This is a genomic window from Paenibacillus sp. B01, assembly GCF_009649995.1.
Taxonomy (GTDB): Bacteria; Bacillota; Bacilli; order Paenibacillales; family Paenibacillaceae; genus Paenibacillus_O; species Paenibacillus_O pasadenensis.
On record NZ_CP045802.1, the window covers coordinates 1,587,210 to 1,612,405 of the forward strand.

The following is a 25,196-nucleotide window of genomic DNA, read 5'->3' on the forward strand; positions in this document are numbered from 1 at the left end:
CCCTTTATCTGACAGAAAAAAATGGCCTCGCGGCTTCCGGTGTACGGACTGCCGACCCGCAGGTATACTGATAGGATGGGAATTTCGGTTTTGGGGAGGAAGATGCAAGCATGAACGAAATGATTCCGTCCGCGGCCGCTCCGTCGATACCGGTCGTCCTGCTGGGCGGCTTTTTGGGGAGCGGCAAGACGACGCTGCTCGCCCGGCTGGCAGAGCGGTTCCGCGAGGAGGGTAAGCTGGCCGCCGTCATCCTGAACGAGCTCGGAGACGTCGCGTTCGACGAGCTGCCAGCGGGCGGCAGGCCCGTAAGCGAGCTGCTGAGCGGCTGCATCTGCTGCTCGATGAAGGCGGATCTGACCGCGGAGCTGCTGCAGCTGGCCGACCGCAGGCCGGATGTGATCCTCGTCGAGGCGACCGGAGCGGCCAATCCGCTGGAGCTGGTCGAAAACGTCATGGAAGCCTCGCTGCATCGCCCGCTCCATCTGGCTGCCGCGATCGCCGTCGTGGACGGGCCGGGACTGCTGCAGCTGCGCAAAGGAAGCCGGCGGACGTACCGGCTGCTGACGGACGGCATCCGCTGCGCGACGCATCTGGTGCTCAACAAGGCCGACAAGCTGCACCCGGAGGAGCGGGTCGAGCTGGAGCAGCTGCTCCGCGAGCTGAACGGCCGCGCGAAGCTGGCCGTGACGGTGCGCGCCGCCGTCCCGGACGGCTGGCTCGACGGCCTGAACGCCAGCGGCAGGGCGATCGCCGGCGAGGAGATCCGCGAGCGACGGCAAGCGCCGGACGGAACGTCAGGCTGCGGCTGCGGAGAGACGCATGCTGCGGGGCACGCCTGCGCGCACGGACAACGGCATGAGCATTTGCTGGCCGTCTCCTACTACCCGGAACGGCCGTTCGACAGCGTCGCGTTCGAGCAGCTGCTGAGACGGCTGCCCGATGCCGTCTACCGGGCCAAAGGCATCGTCACCTTCGCCGACACGCCGAGCCGGTATCTGTTCCAGTATGCGTTCCGCGAAGCCGATTTCGTGCCGACGGCCTCCGCCGCGCCCGATGCGATCGTCTTTATCGGAGAGCATTTTTCCCGCGAGGAGCTGCTGCGGGAGCTGGCGGAGCTGGAGCGGCTCTGATTCGCCGTTCCGCCGGCTTTTTTCCTGCGCCTTGAGCTGTTTCGCCGTCCGAATCTCGTGGTAAATGAAGGAATCAAGCAAGAAACGGAAGATTCCACTTACGAGGAGGAAGGCGCATGAAACGGATCGTCGCTCTGGTTGCCGCTGCTTGCCTGCTGATGACGGGGGTTACGATCGGCGTGCTCATGCGCCCCGCTTATGCGCCTTCTCCGGCGGTCGCCGTCGGACCGGCGGTGGCGGATGATTCGAATGAGGCTGCGGTCCGCGCAGCTTCGCCGGCGTATTCGGCCTTTTTGCAGGACGAGGCCGCCATGTCGGAGGAGCCGGCGCTGGATTTCAGCGAAGTGAATGGAGTGGGCCTTTCCGACGCCAAGGAGCAGGTCGTGACCGAGATCGGCATCCCGCAGTCGGCGCAGCGCGACGAGCTGCTGCCCGAACAGACGGCGTGGACCTATCCCGGCATGGAGGTCGGCTTCACCGGCGGCAGCGTGGAGTATGTGAGCGTGCCGGCCGGAGAGGGGCGGATCGAGCTCGAGAGCGGCAGCCTGCCGATTTCGCTCGAGGGATGGACGGAGGCGTTCGGCCAGCCGATGTTCACGGCTGACGACGGCGTCGGTTATGTCGACGAGCGCGGCTTCGCCGCCAAGCTGTTCCTCGATCCTCTCAGCGGAGAGCTTGTCTCGATCGACTTTTTCTGGTCCTCCCCGCAGCAATAAAATAAATGTCGATTCCTCTGTTTCAATAGGCTCGGAAGCGGGTATTTCAATTTCATATGATGTTGAATCGATTCGGTCGCTGCCTCTGGAGGTTGCGGCCGCTTCGTGCGTACCTGGGCAAACACCCATATTTTGTTGCGGATTCGGGGTGACGATCGCTTCGCGGCTCCTGTAAAATAGATTGGAAGGACCGTTTTTGATCAAGAAAGATCGTTACAGAACGATAGTCATAGAATGACATTCATATAAGAGGGGAATCGGTGAGCACCTACATGAAAATCCGGACGAAAGTTCAGATCGGCTTCTCCCTGCTGCTGGCGATCATCATCATCCTCAGCATCGCGGGCGTGCGGAACCTGTTCAGCATGAGCGACCAGCTCAACGAGATTTACGACGACCGCTATACAAAGGTCTACGTGGCGACGGACATGCGGGGCAACGCGAACAATGTGGCCAAATTCATGGTCAACGTGCTGACCGTTCCGACGGCCCAGACGGTCGAGAAAAACCGCGGGAACATCGAGGCGATGCGCCAGAACGTCCTGGAAGGCATCGAAAGGCTCAAATCGCTTTCGACCAATGCGTCCGAAATCTCCATGATGGAGGATATCACAGGCTCTGCCGCCGACTTCTTCGGCTATGTGGACCAGGCGCTCTCACTCGTGAGCTCCGGCAAGGGCGCCGAGGCGGTCGCGCTGCGCGAAGCGCAAGGACTGGAATTCCAGGAATCGCTCGTCGCCGATATCGAGAAGCTGTCGAGCTACCACCGCAACGCCCTGACCCAGCTCGTGGAGCAGACGCGCGCGGACAACGAGGCGACGACGAACATTATGGTCGCCCTGACGGTAGCGGGCGTGCTGGCCGGAGCGTTCATCATGGCCTGGAACACGAAGTCGCTCAATCGCGGCTTCCGCGGCCTGTCGGCGATGATCGCCGGCTTCGCCCAGGGCGGCTCGACGGCGGAGTCCCGCCGGCTGGCGGAGAAGCAGGAGGGCGAGTTCAAGGAAGTGACGGACGCCTTCATCGCGCTCGCCGACGATCTGGATGAAAAGACCGAGGCGGAGAGAATCTACAACCAGAATATGCAGGAGCAGACCTGGCTCAAGACGAATCTGGCCAACGTCACCGTGGAGGCGCAGGGCATCACCGACCTGGACCGCCTGTCGGGCAAGCTGGCGGAGCTGATCGCGCCGCTGACCGGAGCGACGTATGCGGCGTTCTACGTGCGCGACCATATGGGAGAAGCCCAGACGCTGACGCTGCGCGGCAGCTATGCCGGCATGGAGGGCGGCCGTATGCGTTCCGTCGTCCGTCTGAACGAGGGCTTGACGGGCCAGGCGGCCGCCGACGGCCGGGCCGTGCATCTGACCGAGGTGCCGAGCGATTACCTCAAGGTATCCTCCGGCATCGGCGAGTCGGCCGTGCGCGAGCTGCATATTCTGCCGCTCCATTATCAGAACAAGGTCATCGGCGTCATCGAGCTCGGCACGCTGCAGACGTTCACCGCGATCCATCTGGAGCTGCTGAAGCAGATCGGCGAGTCGGTCGGCATGGTGCTGCACAATCTGTTCGGCCGCATCCGCATCGAGGAGCTGCTGCGCGAGTCGCAGACGATGAGCGAGGAGCTGCAGTCGCAGTCCGAGGAGCTCATCAGCCAGCAGGAGGAGCTGCGCAGCTCCAACGAACGGCTCGAGGAGCAGACGAGAGCGCTCAAGTCTTCCGAGGAGAAGCTGCAGTCGCAGCAGGAGGAGCTCGAGCAGACGAACGAGGAGCTACTCCAGAAGACGCATATGCTGGAGCTGCAGATGAAGGAGACGCAGAAGCGCAGCCAGCAGATCGAGCAGACGCGCGACGCGCTCGAAAAGCAGGCCGTGCAGCTCGGCCTCGCCTCCAAGTACAAGTCGGAATTCCTGGCCAACATGTCGCATGAGCTTCGGACTCCGCTCAACAGCCTGCTGATCCTGTCGCAGATGCTGTCCGACAATAAGGAAGGCAATCTGACGAAGAAGCAGATTGAATTCGCGACGACGATTCACGGCTCCGGCTCGGATCTGCTGAAGCTGATCGACGAGATTCTCGACCTGTCCAAGATCGGCGCGGGCAAGATGGACGTCGTCACCGAGCATGTGCCGATCCGCGACCTGGAGCAGTACGCGCTGCGCAGCTTCCAGCCGCTGAGCGCGCAGAAGGATCTCGTGTTCGAGACGAAAATCGACGAGGACGTGCCGACCGAGCTGTTCACCGACAGCCACCGGGTCAAGCAGATCCTTCGCAATCTGCTCTCCAACGCGTTCAAGTTCACGAGCCAGGGCTCGGTCGCCCTGCATATCCGCAAGGCATCCGGGCCGGAGCTTCCGGAGCAGGCCGAGGGCGAATGGATTTCCTTCGAGGTGCGCGATACCGGCATCGGCATTCCGGAAGACAAGCAAGCGATCATTTTCGAGGCGTTCCAGCAGGTCGACGGCACGACGAGCCGCAAGTACGGCGGCACGGGCCTCGGCCTCGCGATCAGCCGCGATCTCGCCAAGCTGCTCGGCGGCGACGTGAGGCTGACGAGCAAGCCGGGAGAAGGGAGCTCCTTTGTCCTCACCTTGCCGGAGTTCCATATCGTTAAAAGTCTGACGGAACCAGCCGAGTTCGACGCGGGAGCAAGCTTCGGGGGCATGAGCGAAGCGGCCGCCGCCCTGTCGCCGGGCCGGCCGGCAATCGCGGCGGCGCCGCGCCGTCAGGCCGAAGAGCCGGTCCGCGTGCTGCAGGAGGTCGAAGACGATCTGAAAAACCTGGAGGAAGGCGACAAGGTCGTGCTCATCATCGAGGACGACGTGGCTTTCGCCAAGGTGCTCGTCGACATCGCCCGCTCGCGCGGCTTCAAGGCGATCACGGCCGGACAGGGAGACAAGGGCTTGTCGCTGGCGAGGACGTATGTTCCGGACGCGATCCTGCTCGATATCCAGATGCCGGTCATGGACGGCTGGTCCGTCCTCCATCATCTCAAGAACGATGCCGATACGCGGCATATCCCGGTGCATCTCATCTCGGTCATCGACGAGGTGCAGCAGGGGCTGTCGCTAGGCGCGATCGCCTATCTCAAAAAGCCGGTCACCAAGGAGCATCTCGACAATCTGTTCACGCAGATCGGACTGTTCCTGGAGCGCAACCTGAAGCGGCTGCTCATCGTCGAGGACGATCAGGCGCAGCGGCTCGCGATCGAGGAGCTGATCGGCCACGACGACCTCGTCATCACCGGCGTCTCCTCGGGCAAGGAAGCGCTCCGCGAGCTGACCGAGCATCGCTACGACTGCATGGTGCTCGACCTCGGGCTGCCGGACATCAGCGGCTTCGAGCTGCTGGACCAGATCCGGCGCAACGAGGAGCTCCACGATCTGCCGATCATCATCTACACGGGCCGGGAGCTCGACAAGCGCGAAGAGATGATGCTCAAGAAATACGCCGAGACGATCATCGTCAAGGACGTGAAGTCTCCGGAGCGCCTGCTCGACGAGACGACGCTGTTCCTGCACCGCGTCGAGGCCGACCTGCCGGAAGACAAGCGAAGCGTGCTGCGCAAGCTGCACAGCGTCGAGACGATTTTCGAAGACCGCAACGTGCTGATCGTCGACGACGACATCCGCAACGTGTTCGCCCTCTCCAACGTGCTCGAAGGCTACAAGATGAACATCATCTATGCGGAGAACGGCCGCGAGGCGATCGAGCAGATCGAGAAGAACCCGGATCTCGATCTGGTGCTGATGGACATCATGATGCCGGAAATGGACGGCTACGAGGCGATGAGGCTGCTGCGGGCGGACAGCCGCTTCGACAAGCTGCCGATCATCGCCGTCACCGCCAAGGCGATGAAGGGCGATCGGGACAAATGCATTGAGGCAGGGGCCAGCGACTACATCGCCAAGCCGGTGAATGTCGACCAGCTGCTTTCATTAATGAGGGTGTGGTTGTATAAATAACAGCAAGCTTCGTCCAAGCGAGGCGGACGAGAGGGAACAAGTCGAGATCGAGCTGCTGCTGGAGGCGATGTACCGGCTGTACGGGTACGATTTCCGCAATTACGCCTATGCCTCGATCCGGCGCAGGGTCTGGCATCGCGTCCACGCCGAGAGGCTGGCGACGGTGACCTCCCTGACCGACAAGATGGTCCATGACCGCAGCTGCATGGAAAGGCTGCTGTCCGATCTGACGATCCACGTCACGGAGATGTTCCGGGATCCGGAAGCGTTCCGATCGTTCCGCGAAAATGTCGTGCCGCTGCTCAGAACCTATCCGTTCATCCGCATCTGGCATGCCGGCTGCTCGACAGGCGAAGAAGTCTATTCGATGGCGATCCTGCTCCACGAGGAAGGGCTGCTCGAGAAAACCCGCATCTATGCGACGGACATGAGCGCCACCGTGCTCGACGTCGCCCGCCAGGGCGTCTTCCCGATCGAGCGGATGCAGCAATATACGCGCAATTATCAGGACGGCGGCGGCAAGGAATCGTTCTCGGACTATTACATGGCCCGGTACGAGTCCGTCATTTTCCAAAGCTTCCTGAAGAAAAATATCGTCTTCGCCCAGCATAATCTGGTAACGGACGGTTCGTTCAACGAGTTCCACGTCATCCTCTGCCGCAACGTGATGATCTACTTCAACAAGGAGCTGCAAAATCACGTGCACGGGCTGCTGTACGACAGCCTCAGCATGTTCGGCGTGCTGCTGCTCGGCACGAAGGAGTCGATCAACTTCACGCGGCATGCCGACAAGTTCGACGATCTGGACCTCGTGAACCGCATCTATCGCAAGATCAAGTAGCCGCACGTTCAGAGAGGGGGGGGAACCATGATCTCTTACGACGGACCGATCAATATTCTGCTTGTCGACGACTATCCGGAGAACCTGCTTGCGATCGAAGCGGTATTGGCCGACCTCGACTACAATCTCGTGAAGTGCCTGTCAGGAGAGGAGGCGCTGCGCGCGCTGCTCAAGGACGACTTCGCGGTCATCGTGATGGACGTCCAGATGCCCGGCATGGACGGCTTCGAGACGGCGCGCATGATCAAGTCGAGGGAGAAGACGAAGGAGATTCCGATCATCTTCGTCTCCGCGACGAGCAAGGAGTCGCAGCACTTGTTCACCGGCTACGCCGTCGGCGCCATCGACTACATGCTCAAGCCGTTCGTGCCGCAGATCTTCCGCTCGAAGATCGAGGGCTTCGTCGGCATGTACGTCAGCAACAAGAAGCTCCAGCAGCAGAAGATCCTGCTCCAGCAGCAGACGCAGGAGCTGGAGCGGATGAACAAGGAGCTGATGCGCACGGCGTATCAGCTGACCAAGGCGGAAGCGATCAAAAGCGTCATCAGCAGCACGTCGATGGACACGATGATCACCTTCGACGGAGGCGGCATCATCCTGACCGTCAACCCGTCGATCCTGCCGATGTTCAGCTATTCGGAGCGAGAGGTCATCGGCAGGCATATCCATGAGCTAGTGCCCGAGCTGTGCCTCAAGCAGCTCGAGGGCATGACGGAGCAGACGGCCGAGGGCCTCATCTCCGGGCGGCTGATCGAGGTGATGCCGCAGCGCAAGGACGGCAGCCGCTTCCATGCCGAGATCAAGCTCGGCAGCACGCATGTCGACGACGAGCTCATCTATGCCTGCACGGTCAGCGACATCACCGAGCGCAAGAAGACCGAGCGCGAGCTGCTCGCCGCCAAGGAGGCGGCGGAGATCGCCGACCGCGCCAAGACCGAATTCCTGGCGATGGTCAGCCATGAGATCCGCACGCCGATGAACGGCATTCTCGGCATGACCAATCTGCTGACGGAAACCGACCTCGACGAAGAGCAGCGCGACTTTACCGAAATCATCCTCAAGAGCGGAGACTCCCTGCTCGGCGTCATCAACGACATCCTCGACTATGCGAAGATCGAGGCCGGCAAGCTGGAGCTGGAGCGGATTCCGTTCAGCCTCAAGAGCTGCCTCGACGAATCGCTGGACCTGTTCATCGGCAAGGCGCGGGAGAACAGCCTCGAGCTGCTCTGCACCGTCGACGAGAGCTTGCCTGAATACGTCTACGGGGACGTGACCAAGCTGCGCCAGATTCTCATGAATCTGGTCAGCAACGCGGTCAAGTTCACGCCGGAGGGTCGGATCGAGGTCGCCGCGCGGCCGGGCTCCGAGCCGTTCGCAGGGTCGATCCGGGACTTGACGGTCGAGTTCCAGGTGCGGGATACGGGAGTGGGCATTCCGGCGGAAAAGCTGGCGGAGCTGTTCCAGCCGTTCTCCCAGCTCGATTCGTCGATGACCCGCAAGTACGGCGGCACGGGCCTCGGCCTCGCCATCTGCAAAAACCTGGTGGAGCTGATGGACGGCTCGATCGCCTGCGCTCCCAACGAGCCCTGCGGCGCGGTATTCACCTTCACCGTCCGTCTGGAGCGGCTCGAGGAGAATCCGGGCTCCGGGCTGACGGAGCTGCCCTCGCCGGCGAGGCTCGAGCCTGGAGCCGAGCCTTTTCCCCGCTGGGAAGCCTCCCAGCCGTTCTCGTTTTCGGCGATGCTGAGCGACACCTTCGCGGAGATCGGCGCCGCCGCCCTGCCGGAGATGGAGACGCTGCTGCCGGACCGCTCGCTCAGCGGCGGAGTGCTGCCCTTCGCGCCGACACCGCCCGAGCGGCTGGCGCGCATCCGCAGGCAGGAAGCGCCTCGCGTGCTGGTCGCCGAGGACAACGAGGTGAACCAGAAGCTCATCCTCAAGCTGCTCGACCGCTTCGGCGTCGAGGCGGATGTGGCGGAGAACGGCGAGCTCGCCGTCGACATGGCGCTCGCCCGCTCCTATGACCTCATCTTCATGGACATGAAGATGCCGGTCATGGACGGACTCGAGGCGACGCGGCGGATCGTCGGGCAGTCCGGCTCGGCCCACCCGACGATCATCGCGATGACGGCCAACGTGCTGCCCGGCGACAGGCAGAAATGCCTGGAGGCCGGCATGACGGACTACATCAGCAAGCCGATCCGTCCGGATCTTCTGGAGACGACGATCAACCGTTACCTGCTCGGCGAGTCCGCCGCCAAAAGGCAGTCCACGCATTAGTGGACTGCCTTTTGCGCTTCGGCTATAGTAGGGAGGACAAGCGCATCCGCCGCTTTCGGAACCATTAGAGAGGAGCTTCATCCGGTGCTGTTCATTCGCATTCTCAAAAAAGCCTACTCGTCCCCTCCCCGGGTGCTGACAACCGGCTTCGTGCTGCTTATCCTGATCGGAACGGCGCTGCTCAGCCTGCCGGCCGCCTCGGCCGACGGCGAGCGGATCAAGCTGCTGGACGCGCTGTTCACGGCGACCTCGGCGACCTGCGTCACGGGCCTCACGATCCTCGATACGGGCGCGGTCTACTCCCGCTTCGGCCAAATCGTGCTGCTCGTGCTGTTCCAGCTCGGCGGCATCGGCTTCATGACCGCGGCGACCTGGTTCGCGCTCGCTCTCGGCCGCAAGATCTCGCTGAAGGACAGGCTCGTGCTCAAGGAATCGCTCAACCAGCATGAGATGAGCGGCATCGTGCAGCTCGTCATCCGCATCTTCCTGTTCTCCGCCGCGATCGAGGGGCTCGGCGCGATCATGCTTGCCTGGGTCTGGATGGATCGAATGAGCTTCGGCGAGGCGGTCTACAACGGCATCTTCCATTCCGTATCCATCTTCAACAATGCCGGCTTCGAGCTGCTGGGCGGATGGAGCCAGTTCGTCGACGATCCGGCGGTCAATCTGATTTCCATGACGCTGATCTTTTTCGGCAGCATCGGCTTCATCGTCATGGCCGACCTGATCCGCTGGCCGGAGAAGCGCAAGGTATCGCTCCATACGAAGGTGGTGCTGTGGGCGACGGCCGTGCTGACGGTCGGCGGAGCCGTACTGTTCTTCATCTTCGAGTATACGAACCCGCGGACGTTCGGGCCGCTCGGCCTCGACGGCAAGCTGTGGGCGTCGGCGTTCCAGTCGTTCAGCCTGCGCTCCGCAGGGCTCAACACGGTGCCGATCGCCGATCTGCGCCAAGCGACGCAGCTCATGATGGTCATCCTCATGTTCATCGGCGCCGCCCCGGGCTCGACCGGCGGGGGCATCAAGATCACGACGTTCGTCGTGCTGCTCGCCGGCATCGTCGCGATCATCCGCGGCCGGGAGGACGCGGTCATCTTCCGCCATCGGATCGGGGCGCGGGAGCTGTACCGGGCCATTACGGTCACGCTCATGGGGGTGATCGTCATCGTCGTCGCGACGATGATCCTGACGACGGTCGAGAACGGGCCGTTCCTCGTCCTGCTGTTCGAGGCGGTATCGGCGTTCGGGACGGTCGGCTTCAGCCTCGGAGCGACGGTGGAGCTGACGGATGCCGGCAAAGGCGTCATCATCGCCCTCATGTTCATGGGCCGGCTCGGCCTGCTGACGCTGGCGTTCGCTTTTCGCTCCAAGCCCAAAAAGGAAAGCTTCCGTTATCCGGAAGGAAGAATCATCATCGGCTGATCTCGTTCGGCCATCCAAAAACAAAAACGCCTCGGAGCTCGCCTCCGGAGGCGTTTTGGGGTTGCGAGGCAAGCCGAACAGGGTAAGAGGGAATAGTCGAAGAAAGCGGGGGATCAGCGTGAGCGGGTCGGATCAGGAGGAGCAACATTGGCGCTGGATGAAGTTCGACAGCTGCGAGCAGGCGTCCGAAGCGCTTGGCGAGCAGCCGGTGCTCGCTCGATGGGCGAGAAACAGCTCGAGCCGGGAGGTCAACTACTTGTCGGCGATCTCGCTGCAGGGCGAGCGCAATGCCGTCTTCGGCACGCTTGTCAGCGGCCGGGCGGACGAGGAGGGAAGCAGCAGCTCGTTTTTCCATTTTCTGCTTCGGGACAAGGAGATCTATACGATCGGCTTCGACGAGGAGGCGATCGTCGCAGGCTGCGAAAAAGCCGCCTCGTTCTTCGAGCATGCGGAGGACGCCGACACGCCGCTGGACGGCTTCATCCACCTGCTTGCCGGCATCATGGAGCCGTTTTTCGAGGGCATGGACCGGTTCGAGGTGAAGCTGCGCGAGCTGGAGGACAGCCTGCAGGAGCGCAACGGCGGCTACATGTTCCACCGGATCGTCGAGCTCCGCGCCCGGCTGCTGCACTGGTCCGGACTGACCCGGCCGATCCGCGAGATCCGCTACGCGCTGGAGGAGGCTTTTCCCGAGCAGATGGAGGAGAGCCGTATCCACAAGGCGCTGCAGTCCCGGCTCGAGCGCATGATCATGCTCCAGGACGAATACAGCCGGGAGCTGGAATCGCTGCTGCTGCTGGAGGAGAACCTGTCCAACTATCGCGGCAACGAGATCATGAAGACGCTCACCGTCTTCACGATCCTGTGCACGCCGATGATGGCGATCGGCGCGATCTGGGGCATGAACTTCAAGAATATGCCCGAGCTCGAGTGGAAGGCCGGCTATTGGATCGCTTTGGGCGTCATCGGAGGCTCTACGCTCGCCGTTTATGTCTGGATGCGCGCCAAGGGCTGGATGGGCGATTTGCTGCGCAGCGACAACCGGCGCGAGAAAATGTAGGGCGTCTGTTGTTTAACAGCTGAAGCAAGCGGTTTAATAGCTAGTACGGCAGCGCTAACGGCACTGGCCGAATCTGCCTCACATGCTGAGGTACCAACAGGCGGTGTTGATGATGTCCATCAAATATCGGAATACATGCTCTGACATCGAGATTCTGGTCAAACACGAAGAGTCGGACGCGGTCGCTCCCTATCGGGTCAATATTCAAAGCTCCAAAAATCCGCTCAGCTTCGGCAACAACCTGGCGAGCTTCGATTCGGAGGAGCAGGCGGTCAAGACGGCTGAGAAGCTGTGCGGCTACTACGCCGCCGCCAAGTCGAACGGGTATTACATGAAAGGCAAGTCGTTCACGAAGCCGGACTGCGAGGACATCGAGATCGCGGACGTGCTGGAGCGCGACCTCAACGACGAGCAGTTCCAAAGCTTGTTGAACCGTCATTCGGTTGAAGGCTGACGTTGAAGTCCAACGACCTTTCTCTACGGAGAAAGGTCTTTTTTTGCATCTTTTTGGAATAAAAGAGCTGACGGCAGGACACGGTAAAAAAGAACCAGAATCCATCCCGAAAGAAGGAACGGATGAATGAACCATTTCCTCAGCAAGACGGCGGCCCTTCTGCTCGCCGCAGCCATCACGGCGTCCGCGCCGGCAGCTTCCGCAGCCGCAGCGATCCAGCCGGAGCCGTCCAAGGCGCCGGCGGCGGCGCCAGACCGCATCGAGTCTCCGCACGGGGAGCTGCGCCATCCAAAAGGGCAGCCCGGCCATCAGCGCTATCGCAAAGCCCATCAGAAGATGATGATCCGCGAGGCGGTCGCCTTTTTCGGCCTGAAGACGCAAGGCAAAACCGACGAGCAGCTGCTTCAGGAAATCCGGGAGCAGAAAACGAAGCAGCCGGAAAAATGGGCGCTGTTCAAGCAGCAGCTTCACGCGAAAAAGCTGGAGCGGCTGAAGGCGTTCGCCGCCGCCCAAGGCATCGATACGAAAGGGATGGACGAGCAGCAGCTCAAAGAGAAGCTGCGGCAGCTCCATCGCGAAGGCAAGCTGAAGCTTCCGGAGCGGCCCGCCGCGCCGACCGCTCCGGCGCCGGCGCCAGCGCCTGCTCCGAGCGCTTGAGTGGTCGGCAGGCGGGGCTGGACGCGCCACGCGCCGTTCCTGACGCCAAGCCGGGTTGAATGACAGCCGGCCACGAGGATGAAAGCTTCCATTCAATACGGGCTGCAGCGTCTTCGACGCGGGGCTGCCTCCGAAGGTCAAGGCGATTGACCCGGAGACAGCCTTTTTTTCGTTTCAGCTTCCATAGAAAAGGAAAAAGTGATATCATTATTACATCATAGTGATTCAGGGGGAATGACGATGCAAGAACGCAAGGCATGGCATATGAATGGTTTTGGGGCTCTCCTCCTCGGGACAGCCGCGTTTGTGGGGGCGGTGCTGCTCTTCATCTCCAGCGATGAATTCGCGCTGGGAGCGGCGGGCTACGTCCTCGGCTCGCTGCTTCTCCTCGCCTCGCTGATCCTGTTCAGCGCATTGACGATCGTGCAGCCGAACCAGGCGAAGGTCATCACCTTTTTCGGACGCTACAAAGGAACGGTGACCGACAGCGGCCTTTGGCTCGTCATGCCGTTCAGCGCCAAGTCCCAGGTCTCGCTGAAGGTGCGCAACTTCAACAGCCAGAAGCTCAAGGTGAACGACGCCTCCGGCAACCCGGTCGAGATTGCCGCGGTCGTCGTCTTCCGCGTGACGGATACGGCCCGGGCCAGCTTCGAGGTCGACGACTACGAGACGTTCGTGGAAATTCAGAGCGAGACGGCGATCCGGCATCTGGCGGCGCAGTATCCTTACGACACGTATGAGGACGCGAACGCCGTATCGCTGCGCGGCAATGCGGACGAGGTGAGCTCGCGGCTGCTGGCGGAGCTGCAGGAGCGGCTGACGGTAGCCGGAGTCGAGGTGCTGGAGACGAGGCTGTCCCATCTGGCCTACGCGCCGGAGATCGCCGGCGCGATGCTGCAGCGCCAGCAGGCGGAGGCGATCGTCTCCGCCCGGCAGAAGATCGTAGACGGAGCGGTCGGCATGGTAGAGTCGGCGCTCAAGCAGCTGGAAGCACGCGGGGTCGTGCTCGATGAGGAGCGGCGGGCGGCGATGATCAACAATCTGATGGTGGCGATCGTGTCCGAGCGCGGCACGACGCCGGTCATCAATGCAGGAACGCTGTACAATTAGGAGCATCCGCGATGCCTAAGGAAAGAAAGTCCTTTCCGCTCCGGATGGACCCCGACATCTACCAGGCGGTCGAGGCGTGGGCCGCCGACGAATTCCGAAGCGTCAATGCGCAGATCGAGTTCCTGCTCCGCGAGTCGCTGCGCAAGTCCGGCCGCTTGCAGCGCCGCAGCCCGCAGCCGGAGCCGGAGCCGGAGCCGCCGCAGGACGGGCAGGCGGACTGAGCCGTCTGCTCTCGCGGCCGCGTCCTGAGACGGCGCTCCAGACGGACGGCCACGGCGTCCGCGTTCCGGCGCAGCGCAAAAAAGGCTCCAGATGCCCGATCGGGCAATCTGGAGCCTTTTTGCTGCTGCATCCGCACCCGCGCTCAGCGGAGCGGACGGCGAGGATGATGCTATCGTGGTTATCAGCCCTTTACAGCACCTTCGGTCATGCCCTTCTCGATGTACTTCTGAATGAACAGATAGACGATGAGGACAGGCACGACGGTCAGGGAGACAGCGCTGGCCATGAGGCCGAAGTCGGTTCCGTACTGGGAGCTGATTTCGTTGAGCAGCGCCACGATGGGCCGAACGTTTTCCTTGTTGACGAAGATCAGGGCCGAGAACAGATCGTTGTACGACCAGAGGAAGACGAAGATGCTGGCCGATGCGAAGACGGGCCGGGCAATCGGCATGAAAATGCGGGTGAACATGTTGAACCGGTTGCAGCCGTCGATGAAGGCCGCTTCCTCCAGCTCTTTTGGAATGGTCGCCATATAAGCGGTCATGACCAGGATCGCGAAGGTCAGGTTGCCTGCGGTATGCGGAAGGATCAGGCCCCAGTATTTGTTGACGAGGCCCCACTCAATGAGCAGCTCGTACACGGGAACGACGGTGGCGAACGCCGGAATGAGCAGCGTCGCGACGAGCAGCGAGCTCAGCGCGTTGCGGCCGCGGAACTTGAAGCGGGACAGCACGTAGGCCGCCAGGCCGCCGCATACGAGCACGAGCAGGACAGTCGCGCCGGACATGATGAGGCTGTTGGCGTAGGCCTTGCCGATGTTGATCCGGTCGAACGCCGTCTCATAGTTGGTCAGCACCGGCGAGAGGGCGATGGAGAACGAGTCGTTCATGACGTCGGTCGACAGCTTGAATGAGTTGTTGATGATCCAGAACATCGGATAGATCGTCGTGAGCGCCCACAGCGTCAGGCACACGTACATGAACAGCGTGCCCAAAGGGATGCGCTTGCCGGATCGATGTCTTTCTACAGGTACGGTATTCACTCCATTGACTTGCTGCATCTGCTTCCACCCCATAAAAGGTTAATAGGTGATCTCTTCTCTTTTAAGCAGTCGGTTCGTGATGATCGAGAGGATCAGGCCGAACACGACGATGTAGATGGCGATCGTCGAGCCGTAGCCGAAGTTCTGGTCCACGAGCGCTTTTTTGTACATGTACGTGCCGAGCACCTCGGTTCCGTTCTGGCCGCGGGAGAGGATCCAGACGAAGTCGAATACTTTGAGCGTGCCTGTGATCGCGAGGATGAGCACGACCTTGATGTCGCTCAGGATGAGCGGGATCGTCAGCATCGTCGTCTTTTTGATGCCGGAGATGCCTTCAAGCTTGGCCGCTTCGTAGAAGTCGGCAGGTATTTTGGACATCGCCGTCAGGAACAGGATGAAGTAGAAGCCGACATAGTGCCAGACGGTCGGAACGGCCACCGCCTTCAGCGAGCCGGTCTCGCTGAGCCAAAGCACCTTCTCGAGCCCTAGGCCCGCGATGGCGTTGTTCAGCATGCCGAACTGATAGTTGTAGATGAGGACGAACAGCAGGGAGATCGCCGCGCCGGAAATGACGATCGGGAAGAAGAAGACGGTGCGGAAAAACTGCTTGCCCTTGGAAATGTTGTCGACCATGACGGCCAGCACGAGCGCGATTCCGACCTGGAAGACGATCGTGTACAGCATGATCTCGAGCGTATGGAGCGTCGCCGCTCCGAGCAGGTCGTCCGTGAACATGCGCTTGTAGTTGTCCAGTCCGACGAATTTCTTGTCGAAGAAGCCAGACGTCCGGTAGAAGCTGAGGTACAGGCTTTTCAGGAACGGATAGTAGACGAACGTGGAAATGAGGAGCAGAGCCGGCGCGAGGAACGCGACGATATACTTCTTGTCACCCTTCATACAATCACCTTTTTAACTCGTAGTGGATGGAGCCGAGGCCGGAAAAAAGCTCGCCGCCCATGCGGTGCGAAGGGCGGCGAGGGTTGGTTATAGAGGGGCTGCGATAGGAAGCCGATTACTGCTTGTTCGCCTTTTCGATCTTCTCGGCTGCTTCAAGCGCCTGTTTCGCCGTCTTCTCGCCTTTGACGACGCCTTGGATGTTTTGACGGATCGTCGTGAACGTCTCCGGCGACAGGTAGCTGTCGATCGGGGAGTTGACCGACGTGGAGTCCGCGACCATCTTGAAGCCGTCAAGCGCGACTTGCGGCAGGCCGTCGATCTGCACATCTGCGGCTGGAGTGCCGCCGTTCGCCGTTGCGACCGCTTTGATCGCATCCTTGCTCGTCAGGAATTTAAGCAGCTGCACGGCCGCGTCTTTCTTGTCGGCGTTGTCGTACGTCGCTTTGGAGAGGTAGAAGCCGCTGCCGAAGCCGCCGACAACGTCCTTGCCGGTGCCTTTGCCGCCCGGAATCGCCGGGAAAGGAAGCACGGTCGACGTCGATTTGACTGCGTCGGCCATGCCGCCGATCGCCCACGAGCCTTCCAGCACCATCGCGGCCAGACCTTGCGAGTAGTAGTTTGCCGCCATCGTCAGGTCGATCGTCGCCGCGTCTTTCGGGAACGCGCCCAGGTCGCCCAGCTCCTTCAGCTTGCCGATGCCGAGCTCCCATTCCGGGCTGATGCCGTTCAGCAGGCCGGCTTTTTGGCCTTCGGAGCCGGATGCCGCGAGGACGGAGTGCTCGATGACATAGTGGGACTGGTCGAACGGAGCCGCGAGCGGGATGATCTTGTTTTCGGACAGCGTCTTGACGGCCTTCGTCAGCTTATCCCAGTCGGTCGGCAGCTCCAGGTTGTATTTCTCGAAGATCGCCTTGTTCACGAACAGGCCTTCGTAGAAGCCGGTCAGCGGAGCGGCATAGATGTTGCCGTCGGGTTGCTTGACCGATTCCAGCGCGGACGGGATGAAGCCGTTTTTCCATTCGGCGTCCTCGTCGAGCAGGCTGTTGAGCGGTACGACCTTGCCGGCATCGACGAAGCCTTTGGCATCGGCGCCGACGAAGTAGAACAGAAGATCCGGCTCGTTGCCGCTGTTCATGTCGGAGTTGACTTTCGTGCGGAAGCCGTCGTCGTTGGCGGACATGACGTCGTTGTCGATCTTCACGTTCGGATACTTCGCGGAGAAGTCGTCGAGAAGCTTCTGGAACGCTTCGCGCGCCGCGTCCGTTCCGCCGAACGTGGAGAATACGCGGAGGGAAACGTCTTTTGCAGGCGCTTCGGTCGGCGCCGTGCTTGTCGTCGGAGCCGGGCTTGCGCTTGCGCCGCCGTTGCTCGCGCCGCTGTTTCCGTTGTTGCCGTTGCTTCCGCAAGCGGTGAGGGCCAGCACGGCTGCCATGGACAGAGCGGCCAGAGCTGTTGTGGATTTCTTCTTCAACATTGCGAAAATCCCCCTTGAATTCGTTGTGTGCATGCTGCAAGATTCGCCATCTCGCTTACTTAAAGTGTAGGCTCCAGGAAGCTCCCAGCCAAGGCAAGATTGGTTCGCTGGATGGGGGACATTCCTCTCGGGAGGGGGAGTATTTTTGGATGGAATAGGGGAAAATCCTCTTTTTTCTCCGTCGCTTGAAATCGGCGGAAGCGATGCGGAAGGCGCAGCGGCGCGGCTTGCCGGCGCCTGGCGCGAAGACGCCCTTCAGCGGATCGCCGCGGAAAGGCTTCGCTTCGCCGAGCGGGACTTTCGGCCTAGCGGCCTGCCGAGGGACGGGGCGTTGTTGCCAGGCCCCTTTTCGAGCTCGAATCGCGCTTCATCTTATAGGGAAGAAAAGCCTCTCCTGCCGCCGGCTCGTCAATCTCGTCCGCATAAAAGGCCAAGTCCCCTCATAGACATGTATCAGCTTAGGAAAACTCAACGAGCAGAGGGGATGAGAAGATGCGTCGCATAAGCTTGATCGCGGCTCTGATGGCCTGCTTCATTCTGGTGCTGGCCGGATGCGGCAAAAAGGATGCGGGCTCCGTGGTGAAGGAGCTCGGCAAGCTGCAGGAGAAGACGGAAACGTATCAGGGAACGGGAACGATGACGCTCCATACGGCGACCCAGCCGCTCCAGTACAAGGTCGACGTGAAGTTCCAAAAGCCGAATTACTACCGGATCGCGCTGACGAACGAGAAGAAGGATCTGACGCAGATCGTCCTGCGCAACGACGAAGGCGTGTTCGTCCTGACGCCGAGCCTCAATAAAGTGTTCCGCTTCCAGAGCAACTGGCCGGAGGAGCAGGGCCAGGTGTACTTGTACCAGACGCTGGTGGAGAGCATCCTGAAGGACAATTCCCGCCAGTTCGCCAGCGACAAGGACAGCTATGTGTTCGATGTCATGGCCAATTATCAGAACGCCTCGCTGGCCCGTCAGAAAATCTGGCTGAGCAAGGACGACTACGCGCCGAAGCAAGTCGAGGTGAGCGACTCCAACAGCGCCGTGCTCGTAGACGTGAAGTTCGATTCGTTCAAGTTCAACGAGAAGCTGGAGAAGAGCGTGTTCGATACGAAGGCGAACCTGCAAAGCTCCCGGCAGCCGGCTCGCAGCCGACGACCGCGGTGCCGGAAGGCGAGCCGGGCGCATCCAAGGGCACGGAGACGGAGGGAGCGGCAGGAGCAGGCACGGATGGAGCCGGCACGGACGGCAATGCCGCCGAAGGCGGAGTCGCCGCCGATCCGTCGAGCTCGAGCTTCATCCCGATGGAGCCGTCCTACCTCGGTCCGGAGGGCATCGCGTTCAAGGACAGCAGCGATATCGAGTTCGGCGGCAATCCGGGCGTCCTGCTTCGTTATGACGGCACGTACAGCTACACGCTGATCGAGACGCAGCCGGACGATTACGCGTCGGCGGCGGGCACCGGCCGCATCGTCGATCTCGGCTATACGGTCGGCCAGCTGAGCGAGGGGCAGCCGATGACGCTGGCCTGGACGTATCAGGGCACGTATTTCCGCCTCACTTCCGATAATCTGCCGGAAAACGAGCTGGTCAAAGTCGCGCAGTCGGTCGTCGACGACATGACCAAGTAAGGCAAGAGAAGCGCCGCAGGCCGCGGATGGCCGCGGCGCTTTGCCGACCTTGCCGCTGCCAACAGGTGCCAGCCGGGCGGAGGGCTTCGTTCATTGACACTGCCTGGCATCGGGGGTACCATTAGAGGCATTGGGTTTTTCAAGCGAAAAGGGATGAATCAGGTGGATACTTATTACCGTCCGACCCGCGCCGAAATTTCCCTCGATGCCCTTCGAAGCAACATCCGGGCATTCCGGAACTCGGCGCCGGAAGGAATGAAGCTGCTCGCTTCGGTCAAGGCCAACGCTTACGGACACGGACTCGTTCCGGTCTCGCGGGAGGCGGAAGCCTGCGGGGCCGACTATCTTGGCGTCGCCTTCCTCGACGAGGCGCTCCGCATCCGCGCGGCCGGCATCAAGACGCCGATCCTCGTCCTCGGCTACGTGCCGGCGCATGCGCTGGACCTCGCCCGCTCGCTGGACATTACGATCGCGCTGTACCGGGACGACGCGCTCGAGGCGGCCCGCTCGCTGCCGCTGGACGGTCCCCGGCTCAAGGTCCATGTGAAGCTCGATACCGGCATGGGCCGGCTCGGCCGGCTGGCCGACGGCTCCGGTGACGCGATGCGCTTCCTCGAGGAGGCGCTGCGCGTGCCTCAGCTGCATGTGGAGGGGCTGTTCACGCACTTCGCCAAGTCGGACGAGGCGGACAAAAGCTATACCGAGCTGCAATACGGGCGGTTCGCGGCCGTTGCGGACGAGGTCCGCAGGCGCGGCCTGCCGATCGAGATCCTGCACAGCGCCAATACGGCCGCAGGCATGGATACGCCGGAGCTCGGCGGAGGCATGCTGCGGCTCGGCATCGGCATGTACGGGCTTTATCCGTCGGACGAGGTGGACCGCAATCGGCTCGCGCTGCAGCCGGTGCTGTCGCTCCGATCGGAGCTCGTGCATGTCAAGGAGCTGACCGAGCGCTGGGGCATCAGCTACGGCACCCGCTACTTCGCGGAGCGCGGCGAGCGCATCGGCACGATCCCGATCGGCTACGCGGACGGCTTCAGCCGCCTGCTGTCGGGCAAGGCCCAGGCGCTCGTGCGGGGCCAGCGCGTTCCGGTGGCCGGCACGATCTGCATGGATCAGTGCATGGTCGCGCTGAATGGCGCCGAGGCGGCGACGGGGTCGCCGGTCGAGGCCGGCGAGGAAGCCGTGCTGATCGGACGCCAGGGAGAGGCGGAGATTACCGCCGAGGAGCTGGCCGCGCAGCTCGGCACCATCAACTACGAGGTCACCTGCATGATCGCTTCGAGGATTCCGAGAGTGTATGTGCGAGGCGGAGAGATCGTCGAGGTCGAAAATCCGCTTTCGCACGGGTGATGTCATTTTTTGCGGAAGGCAAGCAGGAATATCGTCGCCATGCGGCGAATTGCCCCCATAGGGGGCATCCGCCTCGCCTGTTCTACGGGATACAGGCATCTCATAGGTATGGTGGAGTATAGCCTATTTGCATCGGAGACATAATGGTAATGGGCTTTGACAAGTTTTGGAGGTGCGAGTTGGTGGCCAATGTACAGAATACCAAACGAATCATGATCAGCATTCCGGATCATCTGCTGGAAGAAGTGGACGGCATTGTCGCCAAGGAGAATTCCAACCGCAGCGAGTTCATCCGCCAGGCGATGAAGCTCTATCTGGTGGAGCGCAAGAAGCGTCAAATCCGCGAGTTGATGCAGAGAGGTTATCTGGAAATGGCTAAGATCAACCTGAACATGGCCTCGGAAGCTTTTCAAGCGGAGGAAGACGCTGACCGCGCGCTCGGCCGTCTCGTTAGCGGGGTGTAGCGATTGATCGTAAAACGCGGAGATGTGTTTTTCGCTGATCTTTCCCCCGTCGTCGGCTCCGAGCAAGGCGGCGTGCGCCCCGTGCTCGTGCTTCAGAACGACATCGGCAACCGCTTCAGCCCGACCGTCATCGTCGCCGCCATCACGGCCCAGATTCAAAAGGCCAAGCTGCCGACTCATGTCGAGATCGACGCCAAGGAGCATGGCTTCGACCGGGACTCGGTCATCCTGCTGGAGCAGATCCGGACGATCGACAAGCAGCGGCTGACCGACAAGATCACCCATCTCGACGACGAGATGATGCGTCATGTCGACGACGCGCTGCAGATCAGCGTCGGCTTGATCGACTTCTAGTCCGGGCACGGCCGCGGCGCTTCCGTGCCATGAGGCCGCCGCCCGGAGGCTTGACGAAGCCTCGGCGCAAAAAAAGCTTTACAGCCCTTTATCCGATTGATATTATGAATTCAGTCAAATATGGAATGCGATGCCAGGCATCGCATAAGCTCGCGAAGAACGCAAGCGGTTGAACCTCCCCGAGGTTCCTGCTTGCGTTTTTTATTTTTCCTCAGGAGGGGCCGTTATGGGCAAAGGAAAGAACAGATTCATCTGGATCGCCGCGGCGATGCTGTCGGCGATCCTCGTGTACGGGCTCTACCTCGTGCAGCTGCGCTCGATCGAGCGGCAGCATGCCGTGCAGGTGCTCGTTCCGAAGCGCTTCATCGCGGCGGGCGAGCGCATCGAGGCGCAGGATCTCGGCCTGCAGACGATACCGTCCGGCGCGTTCGCGCAGGACATGATGTCGGAGCCGTCGCTGGCCGCCGGACAGGAGGCCGTCGTGCCGCTCGGTCAGGGCGAGCCGCTGCGGGACTGGAAGCTGGACTCGTACCGGCTGCTGCCGGCGCGCAGCGAATCGACCTTCCAGCTGCCGCGGGAGTACGTGCTTTCCGTGTCGAGCGGCATCCGGGCCGGAGACCGCGTCGTGCTGTATGCCTCCGGCGCCGCCTCGGCGTCCGTGAGGCTGTTTGCGGACCCGGTCGTCGTCGCGTCGGTCAAGACGAGCGGCAATCAGGAGATCGACGATCTGGACAATCCGAATCTGCTCTCGCTTGCCGAGGGCAACCGGCAAAAGATGTACGCCTCCCGCCGAGACGCAAACGGCTTGATCGAATTCGTCAACCTGAATTTGACCGAGGAGCAGTGGCTTCGGATCGACGAGCTGTGCAAAGGCGGGGAGGTCAAGCTTGTCATCGCCTACAGCGCCGACTCGCTCGATATCGCGGATGCTGGAACGGGGGCGGCGCCATGAGCGCGCCGTTGATCGCTTTCATCGGCACGACGCCGAATATCGGCACGACATCCGCCGCCTTCGCGGCTGCGTGCAGACTGGCGGAGAGGAGCGGGGAGGAGGTCGGCTTCCTCTGCCTGAACCTGCGGAGCGCCAAGATCCACCGCTTCATCGGACAGGATCGTCCGCCAGCGACGCTGGACAGCATCCGTCCCGAGCTGACCTCCGCGTCCCTCTCTTCCGCCCAGCTGCGACGGGCCTGCATCCAGCCGGACAGGCATCCGCTCGTCCATGTCCTGGCGGGCAATCAGATGCGCGACCAGGCGGAGTTCTACTCCTTCGAAGAGACGGAGCATCTGCTGGATATCGCCCGGCAGACGTTTCCGGCCGTCGTCGCGGATGCGGGCTGCTATTGGGATAATGCCGCGACGATCGGCGCGATGAGGGCCGCGAGCTCCCGCATCCTGTGCACGACCGGAGCGCTGTCCCATTTTCAGGAGGACTGCAATCGCTGGATCCGCCAAGTCTCGCCTCTGTTCGGCATCCTGCCGGAGCAATTCGATCTGCTCGCCATACAATCCCCATCGACCACTGGAGGTTATCGCATGAAAGAGATGGAAAAGGAAACCCGACTGTCCGTAATCGCCGAATTCAAGACCAATCAAGCTTTTTACGAGTCGCTCGATCGAGGCCGGTATCAGGCGTGGCTGAAGCAGGACGCCGTAGGACGGATCGCGATGGACCTCGCTGCGGACAAGCTGGCGGAACGGCACGGCATCCGCTGCCGTCCGGTCAAGGACAAGCAGCCTTGGTTCCGCAAGCTCAAGGCGCATCGCGGAGAACTGAGAATATGAGCGGAGAGCGGTTCTCGCCTGCGGCGCTCGCCGCGGAGCTGCGTTCCGGCATCCGGCAGCCCGCTTCGAGCGAGGCTTCGGGCCCGGGGCATCCGGCGGATGCGGCCGCACCCGATACGTTCGCCAAGGCGGCGGAGGACATGCGCTCTTTTCTGGCCTCGCCGCGGGGCATGACGGACGACGAGAGGCGGATTTACGGAGAGCGGCTCAACCGGGCCGTCCTCGGCTATCGTCAGGAGCGCCGGGAGATCATGGCGCTCGTCGCCGACCGGCTGCTGAAGCTGCGGCTTCATGAGCTTCCCGGCATGGGCTCCCCGTACAAGTCGCTGGCGGAGGCGCTGTTCGCGGAAGTGATCGGACTCGGCGTGCTGGAGCGCATCCTCGAGGAACGGGAGGGACTCGAAGAGATCCAGGTCGTCGGCACGCGGATCTATCTCATGCGTGGAGGGCGGGTGGAGCGGTCTCCCTTCGAATTCCAGACGCTCGGCGAGGTGGAGCGGATCCAGCAGAACCTGGTGCTGTACAACAACGACCGCATCAACCCGCGCAAGCGCTGGGCGGAAGTCATGCTGCGCGACGGCACCCGGGTGACGATGACCGCGTACGGCTTCACCTCGCTGCCGACGCTGACGATGCGCTTCTACCAAGCGCAGGCGTTCCGGCTGGAGGAGCTGGCCGCTCCGGCTTACGGCACTCTCTGCCCGCAGATGTCGCGCATGCTGCATGCCGTGCTGGCCGTCCGCTACAATCTGGTCGTGATCGGGCCGACGGGCTCCGGCAAGACGCATCTGCTTAAGGCGCTCATCGCCGAGCTGCCCGACGAGGAACGGATCGTCACGCTGGAGTCCCGGCTGGAGATGATGCTCGGCAAGGAGTTCCCGAATAAAAACGTCGTCGAATACGAGACCGACGAAGAGGACGAGCGCCACGGGCCGGCGCAAGCGTTCAAGCTTGCGCTCCGGCAGTCGCCGCAGCGGATCGTGCATGCGGAGATCCGCGACGAGGACGCCAACATCTATGTCCGCGCCTGTACGCGCGGACATGCCGGCAGCATGACGACGGTGCATGCCAGCCGGCTGGAGGACGTGCCGGAGGCGATCACCGACATGTGCATGCTCGACGGGCGGGGAATGGATCCGGCGCGGCTGTGCAAGCGGATCGCCAGGCATGTCACGCAGATCGGCATCGAGATGGGCATCGCCGACGGCAAGCGCCGAATCGTCCGCATGGGCGAGATCCGCTGGCGGGACGGGGAGGCGTCGCTGGAAGAATGGGCTCTCTATCGGCGCGGAGAGGGATGGAGGCTGGCGCCGCGGCCCGGCATCGAAGCGGCTCGGAGGCTTGCGGCTTGCGGACTGACGCTGCAGGAGGCGGGCTTCGAAGGAGAGTCCGCCCATGTTTGAATCGTCTTGGCTTGTCCTGGCGGCGGCGATCGCGCTGTGCCTGGCGCTCATGCCGCTGATCGCTTCCGCGCTCCGTTTCGGCGACGATTCGCGCTTGGCCTCGAGCCGGCTCGATTATCGCCGCGGCCGGTCGCTGCGCGAACGGATCCGCCGCATGCTCCAGCGCTCCGGATGGCTTTACCGGGAGCTGAGCGACACGCTGGACGCGCTGCAGTCCGGCATCCGTCCGGAGGGGCTCGCGCTATTGTCGCTGCTGCTGCTGGCGTCGGGAGGAGCCGGAGGGGCCATCCTGTTCCTCAGCCTCAAAGGCGCGCTGATGCTCGGACTGATGCTTGCGCTCGCGCCCTATTCCTTTCTGAAGATGATGCTGCTCAAGCGGCAGCTTCAGACCCGGCTCGAGTTCCTGCCGGCAGCCGAGCTGTTTTATCAATGCTATCTTGTCGCAGGGCAGCGGCAGATCCGCGGAGCTCTCCGCCGGATGGTGGAGGAGAACCGGCTTCAAGGCCATTTGAAAGCCTCCTTCGAGCAGCTCTACCGGAATCTATGCGTCAGAGGAGACGACGAGGCGAGCCTGCGCCTGTTCTCCGCTTCCCTCGGCCACTTGTGGGGAGACTACTTTGTCCAGATCCTGCGGGTGGCGATCAGCGAAGGCCATGACATCTCGGACAATCTTCATGATCTGATTTCCGATATGCGGAGGGCCAGGCGGGCCAACGAGCAGGAGCGGCACAAGCTGCTGGAGATCCGGATCGCGAACTTCACTCCGGTGCTGTTCCTCGGCCTGTTCCTCGGGATCAACTTCCGCTACAATCCCGAAAGCTCCTACCGCTATTACGTGCTCGACCCTGGCGGCAGAGACATTCTGCTCAACGCTTTGGCCCTCATTTTCGCTTCTTTCGTCATGGGGCTTTGGCTATCCCGCAAGAAGATGTAAAGGAGGCTCGA

Annotated in this window: 23 protein-coding genes; 20 read left to right on the forward strand and 3 right to left on the reverse strand. The window is 61.9% G+C overall.

Translation table 11 applies throughout. The features are described 5' to 3' along the window. Positions 1-110: 110 nt before the first annotated feature. From GE073_RS06835 to GE073_RS06885, 11 genes are all read left to right on the forward strand, one after another. On the forward strand, positions 111-1,130 hold the full coding sequence (locus tag GE073_RS06835) for a CobW family GTP-binding protein (RefSeq protein WP_228551336.1): 1,020 nt from the start codon (positions 111-113) through the stop codon (positions 1,128-1,130). 116 nt (positions 1,131-1,246) lie between these two features. Beyond that, positions 1,247-1,846, forward strand: coding sequence for a hypothetical protein (locus GE073_RS06840; RefSeq protein WP_153783120.1), 600 nt, complete (start codon positions 1,247-1,249; stop codon positions 1,844-1,846). A 260-nt stretch (positions 1,847-2,106) separates the two neighbouring features. Next, positions 2,107-5,811 carry a response regulator gene (locus GE073_RS06845; protein ID WP_323744192.1) on the forward strand — a complete coding sequence of 1,235 codons (3,705 nt, stop codon included), beginning with the start codon at positions 2,107-2,109 and terminating at the stop codon, positions 5,809-5,811. After that, positions 5,804-6,652, forward strand: a complete 849-nt coding sequence (locus tag GE073_RS06850) for a CheR family methyltransferase (protein WP_101808751.1) — start codon at positions 5,804-5,806, stop codon at positions 6,650-6,652. Before GE073_RS06845 ends, GE073_RS06850 begins: the two co-directional genes overlap by 8 nt. Positions 6,653-6,679: 27 nt before the next feature. Beyond that, positions 6,680-8,932, forward strand: coding sequence for a response regulator (locus GE073_RS06855; RefSeq protein ID WP_153783121.1), 2,253 nt, complete (start codon positions 6,680-6,682; stop codon positions 8,930-8,932). Between the two features lie 84 nt (positions 8,933-9,016). After that, complete coding sequence (locus GE073_RS06860; RefSeq protein ID WP_373864118.1) at positions 9,017-10,354, forward strand: TrkH family potassium uptake protein; 1,338 nt, start codon at positions 9,017-9,019, stop codon at positions 10,352-10,354. Positions 10,355-10,511: 157 nt separating this feature from the next. After that, positions 10,512-11,414: a magnesium transporter CorA family protein gene (locus tag GE073_RS06865; RefSeq protein WP_153783122.1), complete on the forward strand. Its 903-nt coding sequence runs from the start codon at positions 10,512-10,514 to the stop codon at positions 11,412-11,414. Positions 11,415-11,523: 109 nt separating this feature from the next. Continuing rightward, positions 11,524-11,868, forward strand: coding sequence for a hypothetical protein (locus GE073_RS06870; RefSeq protein WP_127464457.1), 345 nt, complete (start codon positions 11,524-11,526; stop codon positions 11,866-11,868). 126 nt (positions 11,869-11,994) lie between these two features. Then, complete coding sequence (locus GE073_RS06875) at positions 11,995-12,525, forward strand: hypothetical protein (RefSeq protein WP_028600578.1); 531 nt, start codon at positions 11,995-11,997, stop codon at positions 12,523-12,525. A gap of 240 nt (positions 12,526-12,765) precedes the next feature. Then, a complete protein-coding gene (locus tag GE073_RS06880; protein WP_153783123.1) occupies positions 12,766-13,635 on the forward strand; it encodes an SPFH domain-containing protein in 870 nt (289 codons plus the stop codon). Between the two features lie 11 nt (positions 13,636-13,646). After that, positions 13,647-13,856 carry a type II toxin-antitoxin system antitoxin gene (locus GE073_RS06885; RefSeq protein ID WP_101808753.1) on the forward strand — a complete coding sequence of 70 codons (210 nt, stop codon included), beginning with the start codon at positions 13,647-13,649 and terminating at the stop codon, positions 13,854-13,856. A 182-nt stretch (positions 13,857-14,038) separates the two neighbouring features. On the opposite strand, the gene GE073_RS06890 is transcribed toward GE073_RS06885, so the two are convergent. The 3 genes from GE073_RS06890 to GE073_RS06900 all read right to left on the reverse strand — a co-directional run bounded on the left by GE073_RS06890 (position 14,039) and on the right by GE073_RS06900 (position 17,270). Then, positions 14,039-14,917, reverse strand: coding sequence for a carbohydrate ABC transporter permease (locus GE073_RS06890; RefSeq protein WP_052333620.1), 879 nt, complete (start codon positions 14,915-14,917; stop codon positions 14,039-14,041). A 21-nt stretch (positions 14,918-14,938) separates the two neighbouring features. After that, the gene (locus GE073_RS06895) at positions 14,939-15,796 is read right to left on the reverse strand and encodes a carbohydrate ABC transporter permease (protein WP_028600574.1); all 858 of its coding nucleotides are present in this window, start codon (positions 15,794-15,796) and stop codon (positions 14,939-14,941) included. Between the two features lie 115 nt (positions 15,797-15,911). Further along, positions 15,912-17,270, reverse strand: a complete 1,359-nt coding sequence (locus GE073_RS06900; protein ID WP_028600573.1) for an ABC transporter substrate-binding protein — start codon at positions 17,268-17,270, stop codon at positions 15,912-15,914. Positions 17,271-17,762: 492 nt separating this feature from the next. On the opposite strand from GE073_RS06900, the gene GE073_RS06905 reads away from it, so the two are divergent. The 9 genes from GE073_RS06905 to GE073_RS06940 all read left to right on the forward strand — a co-directional run bounded on the left by GE073_RS06905 (position 17,763) and on the right by GE073_RS06940 (position 25,185). Beyond that, positions 17,763-18,683 (forward strand): LolA family protein, encoded by a 921-nt coding sequence (locus GE073_RS06905; protein WP_323744193.1) that lies wholly within the window; start codon positions 17,763-17,765, stop codon positions 18,681-18,683. Further along, positions 18,566-18,892, forward strand: coding sequence for a DUF4367 domain-containing protein (locus GE073_RS25930; RefSeq protein WP_323744194.1), 327 nt, complete (start codon positions 18,566-18,568; stop codon positions 18,890-18,892). Before GE073_RS06905 ends, GE073_RS25930 begins: the two co-directional genes overlap by 118 nt. Positions 18,893-19,054: 162 nt before the next feature. Continuing rightward, complete coding sequence (gene alr / locus GE073_RS06910) at positions 19,055-20,245, forward strand: alanine racemase (protein WP_153784692.1); 1,191 nt, start codon at positions 19,055-19,057, stop codon at positions 20,243-20,245. A 182-nt stretch (positions 20,246-20,427) separates the two neighbouring features. Continuing rightward, positions 20,428-20,709, forward strand: coding sequence for a CopG family ribbon-helix-helix protein (locus GE073_RS06915; protein ID WP_028600570.1), 282 nt, complete (start codon positions 20,428-20,430; stop codon positions 20,707-20,709). 3 nt (positions 20,710-20,712) lie between these two features. Beyond that, positions 20,713-21,063 carry a type II toxin-antitoxin system PemK/MazF family toxin gene (locus tag GE073_RS06920; protein ID WP_028600569.1) on the forward strand — a complete coding sequence of 117 codons (351 nt, stop codon included), beginning with the start codon at positions 20,713-20,715 and terminating at the stop codon, positions 21,061-21,063. Positions 21,064-21,289: 226 nt separating this feature from the next. Further along, positions 21,290-22,015, forward strand: coding sequence for an SAF domain-containing protein (locus tag GE073_RS06925; RefSeq protein WP_028600568.1), 726 nt, complete (start codon positions 21,290-21,292; stop codon positions 22,013-22,015). Further along, positions 22,012-22,848 (forward strand): CpaE/TadZ family protein, encoded by an 837-nt coding sequence (locus GE073_RS06930; protein WP_153783124.1) that lies wholly within the window; start codon positions 22,012-22,014, stop codon positions 22,846-22,848. The genes GE073_RS06925 and GE073_RS06930 overlap by 4 nt, the downstream gene beginning before the upstream one ends. Next, the gene (locus tag GE073_RS06935; RefSeq protein WP_101808754.1) at positions 22,845-24,251 is read left to right on the forward strand and encodes an ATPase, T2SS/T4P/T4SS family; all 1,407 of its coding nucleotides are present in this window, start codon (positions 22,845-22,847) and stop codon (positions 24,249-24,251) included. The genes GE073_RS06930 and GE073_RS06935 overlap by 4 nt, the downstream gene beginning before the upstream one ends. Then, positions 24,244-25,185 carry a magnesium transporter CorA family protein gene (locus tag GE073_RS06940; RefSeq protein WP_228551338.1) on the forward strand — a complete coding sequence of 314 codons (942 nt, stop codon included), beginning with the start codon at positions 24,244-24,246 and terminating at the stop codon, positions 25,183-25,185. The genes GE073_RS06935 and GE073_RS06940 overlap by 8 nt, the downstream gene beginning before the upstream one ends. Positions 25,186-25,196 lie beyond the last annotated feature (11 nt).

Excerpts from the sequence above, each read along its gene's own strand:
- GE073_RS06835 (WP_228551336.1), top strand. The coding sequence starts at position 111 with ATGAACGAAATGATTCCGTCCGCGGCCGCTCCGTCGATACCGGTCGTC.
- GE073_RS06840 (WP_153783120.1), top strand. The coding sequence starts at position 1,247 with ATGAAACGGATCGTCGCTCTGGTTGCCGCTGCTTGCCTGCTGATGACG.
- GE073_RS06855 (WP_153783121.1), top strand. The coding sequence starts at position 6,680 with ATGATCTCTTACGACGGACCGATCAATATTCTGCTTGTCGACGACTAT.
- GE073_RS06865 (WP_153783122.1), top strand. The coding sequence starts at position 10,512 with ATGAAGTTCGACAGCTGCGAGCAGGCGTCCGAAGCGCTTGGCGAGCAG.
- GE073_RS06870 (WP_127464457.1), top strand. The coding sequence starts at position 11,524 with ATGATGTCCATCAAATATCGGAATACATGCTCTGACATCGAGATTCTG.
- GE073_RS06875 (WP_028600578.1), top strand. The coding sequence starts at position 11,995 with ATGAACCATTTCCTCAGCAAGACGGCGGCCCTTCTGCTCGCCGCAGCC.
- GE073_RS06880 (WP_153783123.1), top strand. The coding sequence starts at position 12,766 with ATGCAAGAACGCAAGGCATGGCATATGAATGGTTTTGGGGCTCTCCTC.
- GE073_RS06885 (WP_101808753.1), top strand. The coding sequence starts at position 13,647 with ATGCCTAAGGAAAGAAAGTCCTTTCCGCTCCGGATGGACCCCGACATC.
- GE073_RS06890 (WP_052333620.1), bottom strand. The coding sequence starts at position 14,917 with ATGCAGCAAGTCAATGGAGTGAATACCGTACCTGTAGAAAGACATCGA.
- GE073_RS06895 (WP_028600574.1), bottom strand. The coding sequence starts at position 15,796 with ATGAAGGGTGACAAGAAGTATATCGTCGCGTTCCTCGCGCCGGCTCTG.
- GE073_RS06900 (WP_028600573.1), bottom strand. The coding sequence starts at position 17,270 with ATGTTGAAGAAGAAATCCACAACAGCTCTGGCCGCTCTGTCCATGGCA.
- GE073_RS06905 (WP_323744193.1), top strand. The coding sequence starts at position 17,763 with ATGCGTCGCATAAGCTTGATCGCGGCTCTGATGGCCTGCTTCATTCTG.
- GE073_RS25930 (WP_323744194.1), top strand. The coding sequence starts at position 18,566 with ATGGAGCCGTCCTACCTCGGTCCGGAGGGCATCGCGTTCAAGGACAGC.
- GE073_RS06925 (WP_028600568.1), top strand. The coding sequence starts at position 21,290 with ATGGGCAAAGGAAAGAACAGATTCATCTGGATCGCCGCGGCGATGCTG.
- GE073_RS06930 (WP_153783124.1), top strand. The coding sequence starts at position 22,012 with ATGAGCGCGCCGTTGATCGCTTTCATCGGCACGACGCCGAATATCGGC.
- GE073_RS06935 (WP_101808754.1), top strand. The coding sequence starts at position 22,845 with ATGAGCGGAGAGCGGTTCTCGCCTGCGGCGCTCGCCGCGGAGCTGCGT.
- GE073_RS06940 (WP_228551338.1), top strand. The coding sequence starts at position 24,244 with ATGTTTGAATCGTCTTGGCTTGTCCTGGCGGCGGCGATCGCGCTGTGC.